At 40.9% G+C, this 18,150-nt stretch carries 14 protein-coding genes; 3 read left to right on the forward strand and 11 right to left on the reverse strand.

The features are described from left to right. Positions 1–36 precede the first annotated feature (36 nt). The 8 genes from AC5JMF_RS27070 to petC all read right to left on the reverse strand — a co-directional run bounded on the left by AC5JMF_RS27070 (position 37) and on the right by petC (position 7,388). Positions 37–1,518, reverse strand: a complete 1,482-nt coding sequence (locus tag AC5JMF_RS27070; RefSeq protein WP_495798800.1) for a leucyl aminopeptidase — start codon at positions 1,516–1,518, stop codon at positions 37–39. A 542-nt stretch (positions 1,519–2,060) separates the two neighbouring features. Further along, positions 2,061–3,095 (reverse strand): hypothetical protein, encoded by a 1,035-nt coding sequence (locus AC5JMF_RS27075; RefSeq protein WP_495798801.1) that lies wholly within the window; start codon positions 3,093–3,095, stop codon positions 2,061–2,063. A gap of 407 nt (positions 3,096–3,502) precedes the next feature. Continuing rightward, complete coding sequence (locus AC5JMF_RS27080; RefSeq protein ID WP_495798802.1) at positions 3,503–4,252, reverse strand: Uma2 family endonuclease; 750 nt, start codon at positions 4,250–4,252, stop codon at positions 3,503–3,505. 123 nt (positions 4,253–4,375) lie between these two features. Continuing rightward, positions 4,376–4,603 carry a cupin domain-containing protein gene (locus tag AC5JMF_RS27085; RefSeq protein ID WP_495798803.1) on the reverse strand — a complete coding sequence of 76 codons (228 nt, stop codon included), beginning with the start codon at positions 4,601–4,603 and terminating at the stop codon, positions 4,376–4,378. 64 nt (positions 4,604–4,667) lie between these two features. Beyond that, positions 4,668–5,138: a type II toxin-antitoxin system YhaV family toxin gene (locus tag AC5JMF_RS27090; protein WP_495798804.1), complete on the reverse strand. Its 471-nt coding sequence runs from the start codon at positions 5,136–5,138 to the stop codon at positions 4,668–4,670. Continuing rightward, positions 5,138–5,458, reverse strand: a complete 321-nt coding sequence (locus AC5JMF_RS27095) for a hypothetical protein (protein ID WP_495798805.1) — start codon at positions 5,456–5,458, stop codon at positions 5,138–5,140. Before AC5JMF_RS27095 ends, AC5JMF_RS27090 begins: the two co-directional genes overlap by 1 nt. Positions 5,459–5,679: 221 nt before the next feature. Continuing rightward, positions 5,680–6,681 (reverse strand): cytochrome f, encoded by a 1,002-nt coding sequence (petA, locus tag AC5JMF_RS27100; protein ID WP_495798806.1) that lies wholly within the window; start codon positions 6,679–6,681, stop codon positions 5,680–5,682. A gap of 167 nt (positions 6,682–6,848) precedes the next feature. Next, positions 6,849–7,388 (reverse strand): cytochrome b6-f complex iron-sulfur subunit, encoded by a 540-nt coding sequence (gene petC / locus AC5JMF_RS27105; RefSeq protein ID WP_495798807.1) that lies wholly within the window; start codon positions 7,386–7,388, stop codon positions 6,849–6,851. A 230-nt stretch (positions 7,389–7,618) separates the two neighbouring features. Between petC and AC5JMF_RS27110 the strand changes: the two genes are divergently transcribed. After that, entirely contained in the window at positions 7,619–7,927 is a 309-nt protein-coding gene (locus AC5JMF_RS27110) for a DUF3067 family protein (RefSeq protein WP_495798808.1), read from the forward strand. A gap of 202 nt (positions 7,928–8,129) precedes the next feature. Here AC5JMF_RS27110 and AC5JMF_RS27115 read toward each other — a convergent pair whose 3' ends face one another. From AC5JMF_RS27115 to AC5JMF_RS27125, 3 genes are all read right to left on the reverse strand, one after another. Next, positions 8,130–8,396, reverse strand: coding sequence for a hypothetical protein (locus tag AC5JMF_RS27115; protein WP_495798809.1), 267 nt, complete (start codon positions 8,394–8,396; stop codon positions 8,130–8,132). Positions 8,397–8,475: 79 nt separating this feature from the next. Then, a complete protein-coding gene (tatC, locus tag AC5JMF_RS27120) occupies positions 8,476–9,270 on the reverse strand; it encodes a twin-arginine translocase subunit TatC (RefSeq protein WP_495798810.1) in 795 nt (264 codons plus the stop codon). Between the two features lie 980 nt (positions 9,271–10,250). Next, positions 10,251–11,102 (reverse strand): class I SAM-dependent methyltransferase, encoded by an 852-nt coding sequence (locus AC5JMF_RS27125; RefSeq protein WP_495798811.1) that lies wholly within the window; start codon positions 11,100–11,102, stop codon positions 10,251–10,253. A gap of 564 nt (positions 11,103–11,666) precedes the next feature. On the opposite strand from AC5JMF_RS27125, the gene AC5JMF_RS27130 reads away from it, so the two are divergent. Continuing rightward, positions 11,667–12,998: a P-loop NTPase fold protein gene (locus AC5JMF_RS27130; protein WP_495798812.1), complete on the forward strand. Its 1,332-nt coding sequence runs from the start codon at positions 11,667–11,669 to the stop codon at positions 12,996–12,998. After that, positions 12,974–18,112, forward strand: a complete 5,139-nt coding sequence (locus tag AC5JMF_RS27135; RefSeq protein WP_495798813.1) for a WD40 domain-containing protein — start codon at positions 12,974–12,976, stop codon at positions 18,110–18,112. The genes AC5JMF_RS27130 and AC5JMF_RS27135 overlap by 25 nt, the downstream gene beginning before the upstream one ends. The last annotated feature ends 38 nt before the right edge of the window (positions 18,113–18,150 follow it).

The raw sequence follows: 18,150 nt of genomic DNA on the forward strand, positions 1-18,150 counted from the left end.
GGAGAAGTCGAAGTGCATCCCCTCACTCAGCCCTGACTACTGGGAACTCAGTACCCAGTTAACTAGTGTACGAACACCATAGCCTGTTGCCCCTGCGCCGTTGTAACCATTTTCTTTATCTGTCCAAACTGGGCCTGCTATATCTAAGTGTGCCCAAGCAGTATCTTTAACAAACTGCTTGAGGAAAAGAGCCGCAGTAATGGCCCCACCTGGACGTGGGCCAGTATTTTTCATATCCGCAATGCCAGATTTTAATCCTTCAAAATATTTTTCTTCCATTGGCATTCGCCAAATCTTTTCGCCAGCTATTTCAGCAGCTTTCTCTAGTTGGGAGGCTACAGCATCATCAGGAGTAAACAAGCCAGCAATGTCATCTCCTAATGCGATCACGTTTGCACCTGTCAAGGTAGCTAAATCAACGATCGCATCTAGTCCCAATTTGTCAGCAAACACCAAAGCATCTGCAAGGGTCAAACGCCCTTCAGCGTCGGTGTTGTTGACTTCGATCGTTTTGCCGTTAGATGCTTTAAGAATGTCTCCTGGGTGCATGGCGTGACCGCTAATCATGTTTTCAGTCGCCGCCGAGATAAAGTGAACTTCTACTTCTTCTGGTTGGAGTTGAGCAATGGCTTTGGCTGCACCCAAGGTGGCAGCTGCCCCACCCATATCGATTTTCATGGTTTCGATGCCGCTACCAGCACCTTTGATGTTGAGTCCACCAGAATCGAAGGTTAAACCTTTACCAATAATTGCTAGTTTCTTTTTGGGTGTACCTGTTGGTTTGTAAGTCAGGTGAATAAACTTCGGTGGCAAATCAGAAGCTTGAGCAACTCCCAAAAAAGCACCCATGCCCAACTTTTCACAGTCTTCTCGTTCGAGAATTTCCAATTGCAAACCGTGATCTTTGGCGATCGCTTGGGCAGTTTCCGCTAAAGTAATTGGTGTTACTGCATTAGCTGGTGCTGCTACCAATTGCCGTGCCAAAATTACCCCTGAAACGATTTGGTTAGCGCGGTTGAGCGCTGCTTCTTGTCCGTCAAATCCCAGGAAATCTACTGATTCAATTTGTAGCCCTTTATCTTCTGGCTCTGATTTAAAACGATTGTCCTGATAAAGCGCTAGTTGCACACCTTCAGCCATAGCTTGGGCAGTTGCTGCCGGGTCATTGTTCCATAATGGAAAACTGAACCCTAAAGTTTTGCTTTTTTGTTTTTTGGCAACCCTAGCCACAGCCGCCACAGCACGACGAATATTGTCTAGTTTTAGTGCATCCGGTTTACCTAAACCTACCAAAATTACTTTCCGAACTTGGCTACCAGCAGCTAAACGAGTAGAGATAGTGCTGTTGGCTTTCCCCGTGAATTCCTCTTCAGCAATCAGTTCTTTTAAGATTCCGCCAAACTTTTCATTGAGAGTAGCCAATTCGCCAGTTAACTCTACTGCATCTTCAAATAATCCAATTGCCAAACTATCACCCGCCCACTCTAGCAAAGGCGTATTACTCGGTTGAATTACCATTTTGAGATTTTGTGTAAGTATTCCTTCTTGTACCAGTATTGCTCAAAATTCCTTTTTGATCTTAAGGGAGTGGGGAGTGGGGAGTGGGGAGTGGGGAGTGGGGAGTGGGGAGTGGGGACTGGGGACTGGGGGAGACGCGGAGACGCGGGGACGCGGGGACGCAGAGAATAATCAATTACAAATGACAATTCCCAATTACGAATTACGAATTACGTTAGCGTAGCGGTAGCGAGTCCTCGATAGCGTTAGCGTTAGCGACGCAGGAGCGTCGCGTCATTACGAATTACGAATTACCCATGTCAAATTTGTTAGCGATCGCAGTAATCACTTGTTGTTCAATGGGTGTAGTCTGATTGTCAAGTTTGGCAATTCTGTAACACTGGGCTAATAAGGGGATGGCATAATCACGATTAAGTTGATTAACCCTTTTATGTCACTCTCGGAAAGTAATAATCAAAGCAAGATTCTGAAACTTTCATCCAATCTAGCTTTGAGCCTTTATTTTCTAACAGTAACTAAAATTTATAACCAAAAGCTTAAAACTAAAGCTCCAAAAGGCTTTCAGCGATAGGCTTCTCCCAAACTGACAAAACAGGGTTAAGCAGTGTATCTAATGGCATAGGTGATTTGATGTTTTGAGCAATGGCATCCAAGCAAGTAGAACTGAGGTTTAAAGCTTGCAACTCTGGTAAGATTTCCGACCATGTTTTCTCTGGATGACTGGCAAGGATCATGTGGACTAAAATTTGATCCATGATGGCTTTTTGAGCGATCGCTGTTTCAAGATAATCTTCACTTTGAGCTTTCAACTGTGCTAGTGTCTTTTTGGAAGTCAGGGAAGTTGCAGCATCGAGTTTGGCTTCATAAAATCGACAGGCAGCGTATCCTAATGAATAAATCATTGTCGCATTTGAGCTGGCGGCGATCGCTGCACCTGCAAAAGGCACGTTTCGCAGCAAGCCTAACCCAGCGGCTTTCAAAAGACGCCCACCACCCAATGCCAGACCAAAAATTGCTAAAACTTCACCTTTACGGGCCGGATCTTTTAAATCTAGTCCATAAAGAGAGGCAATCTGATAAAGCATTTCTGATTGCAATTTAGTCGTTGCTGCCAAATCAATTGCCAATAATGCGATCGCTATTCCTGGCAAAATACTACTAGCAAGCCCAATTCCCCCTGCTTGGGTTGCTTTTTCCACCATAATGCGGTGAGCAAGTTGACTAGGTGATTCTTGAGGATACTTTTGCTTGAGTTTGTTTACTGCTGCTTCTGCTTTTTCCAAATCAACATTGTCAGCAGCACCAACTAACCAATTGAGATTTAATACTCCAGATAGTTTTCTAATCAACCAATTTTGGCTGAGGTTATTTACTATCTTGCCAGTGGTTTGAGTTGCCTGCTCAATTAACTTGTGTGTTTGTTTGGCGGCGGTATTTCCTAATTCGCCTACAGTCAGAGCGAAAAACTCTAATAAAGATAGTTGAGTCCTGATTTCTATTTTTGATGCTTCTTCTTGAGGTTTAGGTGAGTTAATTGATTGGTTCACCTCTATTTTTTCTTGGGATTTGTCTACCATTGCCTAATACCGATCACACAGCCTTTCTATCCAAATTTGTAGCGAAAATAGAAGTGGCTTGACATCTTTCTATAAGCACAAGCTTGAGAATCGATAAGCTAAAAAACATCTAAATTACATAATCAAATTAAATAAAACTCTTGTGGGGTGGGCATCTTGCCCGCCCTAATTATGCAAGTTATATGTGGAACAGCTTAGATGGTGACTAAATAGCTATGGCTCTATCGTACTTGTTATGCTAAATAAACACTTTGTTAAGAGGGAACGCTTAACAGGGAACAGGGAAAAGAGTAATCTGAAAAAAGAATATGAAAAAATAAACATGTTTTTCCTTGCCTAGCAAGCTTTATAAGCTTTTTAAGTCCCAACTTAAGCATGATAAGTATTGAAGAACCATAGCTATTTTGCTAAAGACTATCTGGATCAATATTTAGTTCTCTAAGTTTAGCTGCTAATTTTTGTGCTTTTTCTTCTGCTTGCTGTTGAGCTGCTTCTGCTTGCTGTTGAGCTGCTTCTGCTTGCTGTTGAGCTGCTTCTGCAATTCGTCGTGCAGTTGCTTCTTCTTCATGGCTTAGGAGTGTTTGACCTGTAACTGAATCGTAAAAGCGCAGTTTTCCCGCTTCCAATCTTAGCTCTAGCTGCAAAACTTCACTACTTAGAGAAAGTGTACCATCTGGCATGGTATTGTTTTCCACTGGTAAATAATTACCTTCGAGCAAGCGTAAACCTTGGAGTTGGGGATTAAGATAATCCCCAGTCGGATCATATTGAAAATATTCACGCACTCCTAGAAAGGCATAGATTCCTTTTTTGGCACCTTGGTCTCTGCTGCGAGTGGTTTTTGAGGTAATCTCTAGAACAAAGTCAGGAGTTTTATTGTTTTCTTGCCAAGTTTTGTAAGAACGGCGTTCCTTGTTATCAATTCCGAATATTACAAATACATCTGGGGCTACAACTGATTCTGGATTACCCTTCTCATAATAGATAAAAAGATTACCAGAAACGTATACATTAGGACAATTTTGAAAATAAATGCCTAGTACATCAACCGCATATAACAGATATTTTCGCTGGAAATCACCTTCTGCCAATGGCTTACCGTCCTCATCTGGATACTCAATGGGAGTAATAGGATAATATTCTACTGAGGTTGTCATGGTCGGATACCTCAACTTGATTGGGGTAAATTCAATTTAGCATCTGAATTATTCAACTAACCATAGCTAACTAATCAAAACGCGATCGCCATGACTAGGAGGTTGTGAAATCACCAGAAATTCTCAATTGCGATCGCCTTCATTAAATATTTGATGAGCAACATGAGGAGAAACTTCTACCCCTTCGTGCTTAAAAATAACTTGTCGATAACCACCGATTTCTAAAGTTACTTTTCCAGATAAGATAAAGAAAAACTGCTGCGATCGCTGGTGATAATGTCTCAGTTCTGATGTTCTCGGTGGCATAAGTTCATGAATTACGCTCAACTGTGCTTGTTTAAAAGATGCCAACCATGACAATTACTACCCCATAAATAATGTTCAGCAGTTTCTTTACTAATCATGTTATGCATATTTATGTACTTTCGTTTTCCTCTCCAGAGTTTTTTAATTGGTATTCTGCGATCATCTCATCTAAACTTGTAGGAAACTCCCCATTCTTAACTTTATTTGTAAATACTCGATAACAATCTTTTTTATCCCCTTCTTTGTGAGGAAAACCCAACCAAAGAATAATAATAATTTTTTGTTCTTTAAATGCTCTAAAAAATAATCTATATCGTTCTGGTAGTCCCATCTTTTTGAGACGACCATATTTATGTAAGGGTTTTTGTAAAACAAAATATGAAGCAAAAGGATCTTGAGGAATTTTTTCTTTAATTGCAATATTAAGCGCTTTTAATAATTTTGTATCTGCATGTATAATAAATTCTTCTTTAGATAGCTCACTTTGTAAAATACGCACTTTATCACGCAATTCTACCCATTGTTCATTAAACAATGGGTAGAAGAAAGTTTGCCATCCATTACAAGTGAAAGCAGCCATTAATCTAAGACTACATCAGTAAGTAAATCGTCTATTTCATCACTCATCTCTTGAGTATAAGGAACAAGCCGAGAAGGATTTTGCATAGCATCCTTCATCAAAAAGTCAAGAAAAAGGCTCATTATAATACTCTCTGCTTCATCAGCTTCGTCAACATCATCAGTTTCTAATCGAACCAAAAAAGTGTTATTTGACAATACCTCAATATAGCCTGACGCATTAGCTAAATGAGGATAATCTTTAGAAAACGCACGAGGTAAGCGAAATCCATTTTGATTCCCTACCTTTGCATGAGTAATAGGATAAATTTTATTAGCCATAAGCAAGTCCTTTGTTATGCATCTAAATTGCACATTAACTCGTGATGGTTGTCATTATTATTTATAAAGGACAAATGACAACCTTTACAGAAAATTATGCAATATGTAAGCGCATCAGCGTAACAAACTAAATTAATGTTATAACATTAATTATAACATTAATTTAATATAAAAAAGACAGGCTGTTGACCTGTCCCAAAAGTGATGATATAGCAGAGAATTTAGAAATTCATTTCCGCAGCTTGAACTCTTTCTACTTGCTTCTTCTTCAGCACTAACATAACTTGAGCCAACATTACCAACGCGACGAACGCAATTAGTCCTTTAACTCTTCCGGCGTCTTGCAGGACAATTTCGGCATCTTGTTGACCGAATCCACCAACGTTGGGGTTGTTGGTTAAAGCATCACCAGCTTTAACTGCTTGTCCTTCGGAAACAATTAATTCTGGCCCGGCAGGAACTTTATCAGTCACAGTTTCACCAGCTTCGCTCTGGATGCTGACAGCATATTTGACGTTACCGTCTTCATCTTCTTCTTTGGCGATTTTGGTAATCGTGCCAGTAGCAGAAGCGCTATAGACTGAGTTGTTGCTCTTTTCGCCAGTGGGGTAAACTTGTCCGCGTCCGCGGTTGCCACCTACGTGAACTGAATATTTACCAAATTGGATGTTTTTATCGGTTGCGGGATTAGGAGATAGAACTGGGAAGACGATTTCTTGATATTGTTCACCAGGCAAAGGCCCAACAATAACGACGTTTTCTTTGTCTTCGCTGTAGGTTTGGAAGTAGGTATCGCCTACTTCTTCTTTCAGTTCTTCAGAAATGCGGTCTTCAGGGGCGATTTTGAACCCTTCGGGCAGCATTAACACAGCACCGACATTCAAGCCTACTTTGGAACCATCAGCGCCTACTTGCTGCAAGCTGGTGTCATAGGGGATTTTCACCACAGCTTTAAATACAGTATCAGGTAGCACAGATTGAGGAACTTCCACTTCTGTTACCTTGGCTGCCAGGTGACAGTTAGCACAAACAATCCGCCCAGTTGGTTCGCGGGGAGTTTCGGGATAGGTTTGCTGTGCCCAAAAAGGATAAGCAGCAGCAGCTTGAGGGAAGGCTAGATCGCTGATGCAGAAAATAGTCACAGTAGCGATAGCTATGAGCAATGTATTTAAAATTACTCTAGCATTGCGAGTTAACCTCGCTGTTATGGAAGCGTTTCTCATCTCTATAAGGCAACGATTGAGTTAGTCATTGGGAGCCACTACGTTGGGGGGTTTCCCCATTGAACTAAGTGGCGTTCATTTGTCATTTGTCATTAATCACTTGTCATTAGTCAAGAATTTATTTGAAACTCTTGACTTCAAACTCAAAACTAATAACTCAGCACTGCTTACGCCCACCAAGGTTCTTCACCTGTGCGGAAGTCGGTTTCAGTCCAAGGGGTGAGAACGATTTTGTCGTCGTCTGTTTTGGCATGGCTCAATGCCAAAGACTTGGGTGCCGGGCCCCGGACAACTTTACCAGTGGCGTCATACTGAGAACCATGACAAGGGCATTTAAATTTGTTCTCAGCAACGTTCCAAGGAACAACACAACCTAAGTGAGTACAGACGGCGTTAATACCATAATCAACGATCGCCTCTTTGCTTTCCACCACAATATAGGTAGGATCACCTTTGAGACCTTGAACTAGAGAGCGATCGCCTGGATTACGACCCTCCAGAAATTTACTGACGCTAACATCGTTGCCTAATTCGTCTTTTGCCGTTGTACCGCCACCTGCACCACCGCTAGCTGGTGGTATAAAGTACTTGACAACGGGATACAATGCACCCAGAGCTACTCCAGTGACTGTCCCAAAAGTGAGCAGATTCATGAATTGCCGACGCCCCATATCGGGCACGTCCATTGATTCAGAAAATTGAGCCATAATCTACGCGCTTTTTGTGTATTTTGTTAAGCATTTTGACAAGATTACTATGACTTGAGCAACTCTTGCCTGAGTCGAAATGCTAACCTCTACAACGATGCCTGATTTCTGTGTTCCAAGATATTTATGGCATCTTTATCTGTTAGCATTACATTTCTTTATATCCTTATCATACTGGAGTTACGGAACTTAACATCATAACTAAATGTAAAATCTAATTGAGAAAAGCTATGACAGGACAGGAATTACGCCAACTGTTGCTAGATAAGTGGGGATATTCTTACGACGTGCAGTTTCGGCGGACACAAGGGAAAATATTTTTGCAAGTCATGTGGAAATATCTAGAGCAAGCTTCTTTCCCTCTGAGCGAGGCAGAGTACCAAGAGCATCTTGATAGCGTTGCCAATTATCTTCATGCTTTGGGTGGAACAACACAAGTGCAAACATTTATTACCCAAACACGCGATCGCCCCCGACTCGGCAAAGCTGTGAGCATTCCTCTCGATTTGGGTGAACGTTCTTCAGAATGGATATTATAAATAATTTCACGTAGAGCTTTGTATTTTGAGATTTGTTAGTAATATTTTTAATAGCAACCTGCTTAATTTATTCGCCTAAATATTTTGTGAGTCATGATTACAGATCAACTGGATTTGCGATCGTCTTCACTTATGCAACCAAGGTAATTTGCAAATTCATCATCCCAAGCCACTAACTTAAAGCTATTGCGCTACATTTGACTTAAACAGCCTTGGATATTCTGCTAGCTTGAACCTCACGAATTTTTTCGGCGCAAACCAATGTAATCCAATCTTGACGATTAATCTTTTGCTGTTGGCACTCTGCATCAATACTTCGCAATAATTCCAACGGAAAGGCAATACTAACTTGTTGCTTTGCTTGAAAACAACCTGTGAAATGCTCAGAAACATCTTCTCCCGAATGAGCTTGTTGAGCAATTTCTTCAATATCTTTAATCTCATTAGACTCGCTGTTCAAAATCATCATAACTAATAGACATTGAGCAAAAACCCTTATTTATTGTCTATTCCCATTCCCCATTCCCAATTTCCCGTTCCCAATTCCCTCATTTCCCCGTAAGTTTAACTAATCCAATACCACCAAAATAAAGCCCTAGCACTGCTCCCGCTAAAAGACTTTGGGTAAGGGGGTCTGTAGAAGGTGTGAGAACAGCTCCTAAAACTACTCCGCCTATAATCACATAACGCCAACCAGCAAGCATTTTCTCAGAAGAGACAATTCCCAAATTACCAAGCAAAAGTTGGATGATGGGAATTTGAAACGCTAAACCAGTGCTGAATAACAGCAACAGCACAAATTCAAAATATTTGTCAATTGACCATAATTGCTCCACTACACTTGCACCGTAGCTAATGAAGAATTTCAAAGCAGCAGGAATCAGCAGCAAGTAAGCAAATACTAATCCCCCAGCAAACAGTACACTTGACCCTAAAACCACAGGTCCCAACAAACGACGTTCGCGGCGAGTTAGTCCTGGTAAAACGAACTGAATAAGTTGGTAGAGAATAAAAGGACTAGAAAGTACCAAGCCGCTGTAGCCTGCAACTTTTAGGGAGACAAAGAAATACTCTCCAGGAGCGAGTTGTAGAAACTTTACTCCTTGAGCGGGTGCTTCTAGTAGCTGGACAATTGGCTTGACGGCAAAGAAACAGCCGATAACACCAATTGCTACAGCTATCAGCGAGTAAAAAATGCGTTGTCGCAACTCTTCCAAGTGGTCGAACAGGGACATTTCGACCTCATTCGGCAACTCATCAAGAGAATCACCTTCTGAGTTGCCGTCTTCTTCTTGGTCAATATCAGGATTGTTGATGGTATCTAGATCTTGTGAAGGTGTCATGAGTCAGCAATTGGGCAACATTTGTTAACTATTTTATCTGGGAAGCAGCTACGCAAGATAGAACCTCTGGTTTAGTGTCGGCATGATGATGTGGTTCGACTCTGCGGTAGTTGAATCTCGACTTCGCTCGATTACCGCGTAGCCGAAACTCACCAACCAAGGGATGAAGGGCAGGGGAGAAAATAATTAATTCCCAATTCCCAATTCCCCAATTTTGATCCGGTTTTTGAGGGTTGCGCCTGCATAAGTTAGTAGAAAGCCATCTTGTAGGCAATACTTATCCGAAAATAAGTGGAACCAATGAGTTACAAAACAAGTCTCTGCGTATAGTAGCATTGCGTAAATTGACACAAAATCAACATACAATGCTCAGTTTTTAAACTCCGGTTCATCAAGGTGGCATCTCAAACGTAGCGCAATCGGAAATTTTTACTGAAATTTGTATGAAGAGGACAATTTGCATTGGTCTGGTGGCGTTGCCTGTTTATCTATACAATGGCGAGCCAAGCTTGACTAGTAGTAGTCTGCCAATTTTCCAAAACCAACTCCCTATTATAAGTACTCTGGTTACACGTAGCACAAATATTCGTTTACCGAGAGTACCATGGCAAATATCAGCCAGAGATGACCAAACCGAGGACTGTCTTCGCATTGGTACTTGCAAGGATTAAATAAGCTGTTGGACATTTAAGTTGCAGACTATTAGCTTAGTTTCTGGGGTTGGAAATTTTTGTTAAATAAAAACTTACGCATTTATCGAATACTAAATATGCGTATTAAATCACTTCTGAAGTGTGAAATGTTCTTGTTTTAATATGTATGCGGTTTTCTCCCCCAGTTTCCTTAACTCCCCTGCTCTTTTCTTTGACCTTAGTGTATCTTCTTCGGTTAGCACCATCACCGCCACCCATAAGGGCAAGGTGCGAATGTCTCCCAACTCATTTAGACGTTATGTATTTGCAAATACCGCGATCGCTAAACTAAAACGCAGATTTAATGGTTTCTGGTTTTCGACCTAGCACGTACCAGGTAGTGAGTTCATCCCATATTCCTTGTTCAGTTTGCAGTGCTTCTAGTTTTGCTGCAAATTCAGCTTGAGCTTTAACTAATTGTTCTGAAGACAGTTGTGAGGAAAAATTACGATATTTTTCTAGATGTGAAAAAGTATTTACTTCCCAAGCTGCTTTTGCTTGTTCTAAACTAATATACTTACCATGCTGCTCAATTTGAGTTTCTATAATGTCAAAGCCAGTGTCTACAAATAGGCTTTGGAATGTTTCAAGTGTGCCGATTCGATTACTCGGCTCTAGAAAAACATTATATTTTTTACAGACTTCTTGCAACACAATATATCCAATATATGCTGTATCAGCAGGTGTATGAATGCCAATTACCCCACCAGGTTTAAGAAATAAATGCCAACTCTCTAATGTGGCTCTTTTATTCTCTATCCAAGGAAATACGTTGGCACACAAAACTCGGTCAAAAGTATTAGCAGCAAAATCAAGCGATTCGGCATCTGCTAATTGAAACTCTACATTACTTAAACCTAGTGCTGCAACCTTAGCTTTTGCTAATTCCAACATTTTACTAGAAATGTCTATACCGACTACTCTTCCTTGATCTCCAACGATCTGAGCAGCTGCGATCGCCAGATGACCTGTACCTGTGCCAATATCTAAAATATACTGCCCAGAGCTAGGTTGAGAAAATTCCCAAAGATGTTGACAAATTTGCCAATGCCACTGGCTATCATCATAGGTTAGACTTCTGCGATCGTATAAATCTGCTATTGCTTGTTTGTAATTATTGAGGTTAAGTTTTTTAGTCATTTTTTTAGCAGGTTGCGATGATGTAGAAAAACTAGTGTTAAATTTTACTTATAATTACCAAGGCTCTGCAAATATTCTTTTTTCACAAATAAAAAAGATAGATGATATATGGAAATTCTGTTTGATTTTTGAAAAAATCAGTGCATCACAAAAAGGCTTCTTCCCCACTCCCCACTCCCAGCTAATTGTGAGGTTTTGTAGTGGCTTTGGTCTTTACTAAAGCACTAAAGTGCTTACTATGAACTTTTCATCTAGAAATGAGGTAAAACTGTACTCAAGATTACCTTTTTGCAGGTAGGATATTTTTAATATTTATAAAAGTACCCAATTTGATATTAGAAGTTTAGCAGTTTGTACTTGTAGTAGTATTGTTGCTTAATTAATAAATGTTAGCATTGCCGTGTGGAACAGAAAATACAATACTTAAACAATCATCCGGAATGCTGCTAGTTGAGTTAGTAGTCTTCAGAGATATGTAATGAAATCAGGCATAAATTCTCTAAAAAAATGTGTTGAAATAGTAGGTTTTGTTTTTGATTACTCGTTGAATTAATTCGATTAGATATGCTCCTAGATTTAGAAAGATTTTATCAGGCTTGCAATCCGAGCAGACCTCTAATGATAGGAAATGCTAGCGATCGCAGGTACTATATTGATTTTGCGACGGTGCGGGGTGGCAAAATCATTGAAGCTTTGCAGCGTACTATCACTCGGATATCGCCGGATGCACCCACCTGTCAATTATTTACAGGTCATCTCGGCTGTGGAAAATCGACGGAACTATTGCGGCTGAAGGCTGAATTAGAGGAACAGCAGTTTCATGTTGTTTACTTTGAGTCCACCCATGTCCTCGAAATGGCAGATGTGGATGTGACTGATATTTTGTTGGCGGTTGCCGGTCAGGTGAGCGAAAGTTTAGAGGCAATGAAAATTCGCCTCAAACCCAGCTACTTTACTAAGTTATTTAGTGAAGTTGTGGATTTTATGCAGACGCCAATTGATCTGGGAGTAGAAGCAGAGTTATCTGTTGGGATTGCCAAAATTACGGCTAAGACTAAAGAAAGTCCACAATTGCGAAGACGGTTGAGAGACTATCTAGAACCGCGCACACAAAATATTTTGCAGTCGATTAATAAAGAACTGCTTGAGAGTGCTAATAAACAACTCAAAGCTTTAGGAAAGAAAGGCCTTGTAGTAATTGTTGATAACCTGGATCGAGTCGCGATTCGACCTTTACCATCGGGGCGATCGCTGCCAGAATATTTATTTATCGAGCGGGGTGAGCAGTTACGTAAACTGCATTGTCACATAGTCTACACGATTCCTTTGGCTTTAACTTTCTCCAACGATAGCGCCGAACTCCAGCATCGCTTAGGCGGTGGTGTCGCGCCGAAGGTGTTACCGATGATACCTGTACGTCTCCGTTCTGGGGAGATTTTCAACGAAGGGTTAGCGCTGATGCAACAAATGGTTTTAGCTAGGGCTTTTCCAGACATTTTGCCGAGCGATCGGTTAGGCTTAATTACAGAGTTGTTTGATAGCCCAGAAACCTTAGACCGACTGTGTTTAATCAGTGGTGGTCATGTACGAGACTTATTAGGACTGCTGTTTGATTGTCTGCGAGAGCAAGACCCACCTTTTGAGCGCGAATGTGTAGAATTGATGATTCAAAGACAGCGGGATTACCGAGCCAACGCCATCGATCCTCATGAGTGGGAATTAATCTTTCAGGTGGTACAACAGCAAAGGGTAGGCGGTGATATAGAATACCACACCTTATTGCGGAGTTTGTTTGTATTTGAGTACCGCGATCAGCGAGGAGCTTGGTTTGCCGTCAATCCAGTTTTAGCAGAGACGCAAAAATTTAAATCATGGTTGAAGGACAAGAACAAGTAGATATAAGAGCTGCTAATGAACGCGCTTTGCGGAGTTTGGGAAGAGCGATCGCTTTTTCTGGCGGTCAATTTTCCGTAGTTTTGGTGTGCTGCAATTACAGAGTTTTGCAAGAGCGAATGTTGCAACGACTCGAAGAATTATCTTCAGAAACATCTCGGTTTCTGAAGTTAGTTTTACCCAGTAATGCTAGAAGTCTTTATACAACGATTCATTTACAAATACCAGAACAAGAACATCCTTCAGCATTGATGATTTTAGGTTTAGAGTCAGTAGATGGACTAGACGATCTATTAAGTTCAATCAATCATATTCGTGACGAATTTCGCAAGCGTCACCCATTTCCGATGGTTGTATGGGTGACTGATGAAGTATTACAAAAAGTGTTGCGTATAGCACCTGATTTTGCTAGTTGGGCGGCTACACCCATTCGCTTTGAAATGACAACAACAGAGTTGTTGCAATTTCTACAACAAGAAACAGATTCTTTGTTTGCCAAAGTTTTGCAAAATGATATTCCCCAAAACAAAGAACCTAGAGTTAAAAGTTATTACGCCACTCTAGAACAAGTTTGGGAACATAGTGATGAACTCCACTTTGCCATCAAAGAATTGCAAATCCGTGGCATTACTTTAGAGCCAGAATTAAATGCTAGTTTGCAGTTTGTATTTGGTTTAGATAATTATGTTTCTAACCAAATTCATCCAGCTTTAAATCATTTTCGGCAAAGCTTACAAGTTTGGCAAGGGGAAGCGAGGAGGGATGAGGAAGACGCGGAGAGGGAAAATATCTCCGTGTCACCGCGTCCCCGTGTCCCCGCGTCCTCTTCCCCCACTCCCTTCTCCTTTTCTGCTCCCCCAGCACCCCCAGTTTCCTCGTCTTCTCCAGTGCTGCGACAGGGGGTTTTGCTGTTTTATATAGGTTTATGTTATTGTCGGCTGGCTGAACAAAATCAGATAGATAATTACCGTCACTGGGATGCAGCTAAATCTTGTTTTCAGCAATGTTTAGATATTTTAGAAATAGCTCGGCGTACAGATATTGTTGCTGAGTTTATTGGTCAACTGGCTGAAGTTTTGCAACATTTACAACAGTGGGAAGAGTTGCAAATTGTTGCTCAAAAGTCTTTGGAGTTGCATCAAGCTTATGGTAGTCAAATTCAACTTGCTTGCGATTATGGTTTTCTTGCTCAGGTAGCTGTGCAAGAGTCACGGTGGGTGCAAGCGAGTATTTTAGCTCATGTATCGCTGCTGAAATTAGGTGAGGCACATAAACAACGCGATCGCAATCTTCACCAATATTTATTTCCGTTATTATTGGCGCAAGTTTATTATTTAGTTTTGGCGAAAGCTCAACGCAATTTGGGTGAGCAAAAAGTCGCTAATGAATATTTAGAAAAAGCTGCAAAAGAACTACCAGGCGCTTTAGAAAATAGTGCCCATCAATATGATGCCCATCGTTATATTCGCTTGCTGCGGAGATTGCGATCGCTTTATTTTGAGGAAGGTAGATTTTTAGAAGCTTATTACATTCGCCAAAAACGACGCTCAATTGAGCAACAATATGGTTTTCGGGCTTTTATTGGTGCAGGGCGCTTGCAACCTCAAAGACAAGCGACAAACCCGGCGTTAATGTCACCATCTGGAAGTAGCAGTGTTGCTTTAGAAATTGCTGCTTCTGGGCGCGAACGAGATATTAATAATCTAATTGGCAGAATTAGCCGTCCTGACCAAAAGCTGACAGTAATTCACGGTCAATCAGGGGTAGGAAAGAGTTCTACCGTGACTGCTGGCTTAGTGCCAGCATTACAAAATCGGGCAATTGGCGATCAAATTGCTGTACCTGTAGTTTTACAAGTTTATACCGATTGGGTGCAAGCTTTAGGCAAATCTTTGAGTAAAGCGATGTCTTATATCAAGATAGAAACAAAAGCTTTGCTCGACTTGACTGCACCTATTACCATTGACGACATTTTGCAACAATTACAACAAAATGCGGATAATCATTTAATTACAGTTTTAATATTTGATCAGTTTGAAGAATTTTTCTTTGGTTATAGCGATCGCTATCAAAAACAAGCCTTTGATCGATTTATTAGCAATTGCCTCAATATCTCTTTTGTGAAAGTCATTCTCTCTTTACGCGAAGATTATTTACATAGGTTGTTAGAGTTTAAACATCTTTCGGATTTAGAGGCAATTAATAATAATATTCTTGATAAAAGTATCCGTTATCAATTAAATAATTTCTCGCCAGAATACGCGAAAGCGATTATTCAAAAATTAACAGAACGTTCTCAGTTAAACTTAGAGGATATTTTAATTGATGCTTTAGTTAAAGATTTATCAACAGAACTAGGAGAAGTCCGTCCCATCGAATTACAAGTAGTTGGGGCACAGCTGCAAGATGAGCGCATCACTACTCTAGAGCAATATCAGCAATATCGACCCAACAAACTCATTGAAAGATATATTAAAGAACTGATTAAAGACTGCGGCCCAGAAAATGAACGGGCAGCTTTACTCGTTTTATATTTATTAACTGATGAAAGCAATAAACGGCCTTTTAAAACTCGTGCTGAATTAGCAACACAGCTAGCAGAATTAGAAGATGCAGCCAAATTAGAATTAGTGTTAGATATTTTAGTGCGCTCTGGATTAGTAGTATTATTTCCCGATGTTCCTGAACGTTATCAACTGATTCATGATTATTTAGTAGACTTGATTCGCTACTTACAACAACAAGAATCGAGCCTACAAGCACAACTTAACCAGCTACGTAATAAAGTGGATCAAAGTCAAGCTGAGATTGAACGACTCAAGAGTGAATTAAGACAAAAAAAGCAGCAAGCCAAACTAGTAGATACTCATCCCCAGCAGAGATTAGATTTAGTCACAGAATTACGAGAACTACGCAAGCGCGAAGAACTTAGTCAGTTAGAAATTGAGCAATTGCGGTCTGAATTGAAGGAAAAAGAATTAACAACTCAGCTAGCAGAAAGCCAGAGAAAACAAAGGCAAAGTGAAGCACGATTAAATCGTTCATTAAAAATTGCGCTGGGTGCTTCTGTTTTAGCCATATTGGGGTTGAGTGTCTCTATAGTTACGGCTATAGATAGCGAAATCAAAACCCTGAGTGCATCTAGCGAAGTCTTATTTGCTTCACAAAAAGGTATTGATGCTTTAAAGGAAGGCTTAAAAGCAGGTAAAAAACTACATCAATCAGTTTGGGTAGATTCACTGACGAGAGAACAAGTACAAACAGCGCTATATCAGTCAGTCTATGGAGTGAGAGAGTATAATCGCTTAGAAGGACATATGTCCAGTGTAAATAGCGCTACATTTAGCAGCGATCGCTCTTTGATCGCCTCTGCCAGTGCAGATATGACAGTTAAACTCTGGGGTCTGAATGGGAACTTACTCACAACATTGTCAGGACACACAGATGTAGTGAATAGCGTTAGTTTCAGCCCTGATAGTCAAATTATTGCTTCTGCCAGCCAAGACAAAACGGTAAAGTTATGGAATCGCCAAGGTCAAGAAATTGCCACTTTCACAGGACATAACGATGTAGTGAATAGTGTTAGTTTCAGCCCTGATGGACAAATTATCGCTTCTGCAAGTACTGACAAAACAATAAAACTATGGAATCAACAGAGAAAATTGCTCAACACTTTGCAAGGACATAGTAAAGCAGTGTTGGGTGTTGCTTGGTCGCCTGATGGTCAGACTATCGCCTCTACCAGTGCTGACAACACAATCAAGCTGTGGAATCGAGATGGAAAATTGCTCAACACTTTGCAGGGTCATTACGATGCGGTGTTGGGTGTTGCTTGGTCGCCTGATGGCACAAAACTTGCCACTGCAAGTTTAGATCAGACGATTAAATTGTGGAGTCGGGAAGGAAAGCTGCTGAGAACTTTATCGGGACACAGTGCTGGCGTCACCAGCGTTAGTTTTAGCCGTGATGGTCAAACGATCGCCTCAGCAAGTACCGATGAAACACTTAAACTCTGGAGTCCTGAAGGTGCAGTGTTAGGAACTCTCAGAGGACATAGCGGTTGGGTTACAAGTGTGAGTTTCAGCCCTGATAGTCGCACCCTGATTTCTGCTAGTCGAGATAAAACTGTTAAACTCTGGCGATGGGACGATGTACTGCGGCGAAATCCCCAAGCTGATAACGAAGATTGGGTGACAAGCGTGACTTTTAGCCCAGATGGTCGGATATTGGCGGCGGCTAGTCGAGATAAAACTGTAAAATTATTAAGTCGAAATGGCAAACTCATCAACACCTTCAAAGGACATCAAGGTTCAGTTTGGGGTGTGAGTTTCAGTTCTGATGGTCAAGCGATCGCCTCGGCTAGTAAAGACAAAACAGTCAAGCTTTGGAGTCGAGACGGTAAATTAATTAACACTTTGTCTGGTCATACTGATACCGTTTTGGGTGTAGCTTGGTCGCCCGATAGGCAAATCGCCTCAGCGAGTAAAGATAAAACTATTAAACTCTGGAGTTATTCAGGTAAATTAATTAACACATTCCAAGGTCACACTGATGCAGTCAACTGGGTAAGCTTTAGCCCTGATGGTAAGTTAATCGCCTCAGCTAGTGATGATAAAACGGTGAGAATCTGGAGGATAGATGGTCAATTACTATACACATTAACTGGTCATAGCCGCCGAGTCAATGGGGTAGCTTGGTCGCCCGATGGCAAGACCATTGCCTCGGTAAGTATCGATAGTATAGTGAAACTCTGGAGTCAGGACGGTCGTTTTTTAGGCAATTTGGCGGGGGATGGCGATAATTTTATTAGCGTGAGTTTTAGCCCTAATGGCAAAACTTTAGTTGCAGCCAGTGATGATAAATTAAAGCTGTGGAGCCGAGAAGGGACATTATTAATGGCTTTGAAAGGTTACAAAGATGAGTTAACCAGCGTTAGTTTTAGTCCCGACGGTATGACTTTGGCAGCAGGCAGTGCCAATGGCAAAGTAATTTTTCGGAATTTGGCAGATATTAAACTAGAAAATTTACTTAACCAAGGTTGTGAATTATTACACGATTATTTACAGACTAGCCCAAAGGTGACAAAGAGCGATCGCGCTTTGTGTGCTGGAAGATAGTAATTCGTAATTCGTAATTCGTAATTCGTAATTAACTG

The organism is Desmonostoc vinosum, assembly GCF_059505385.1.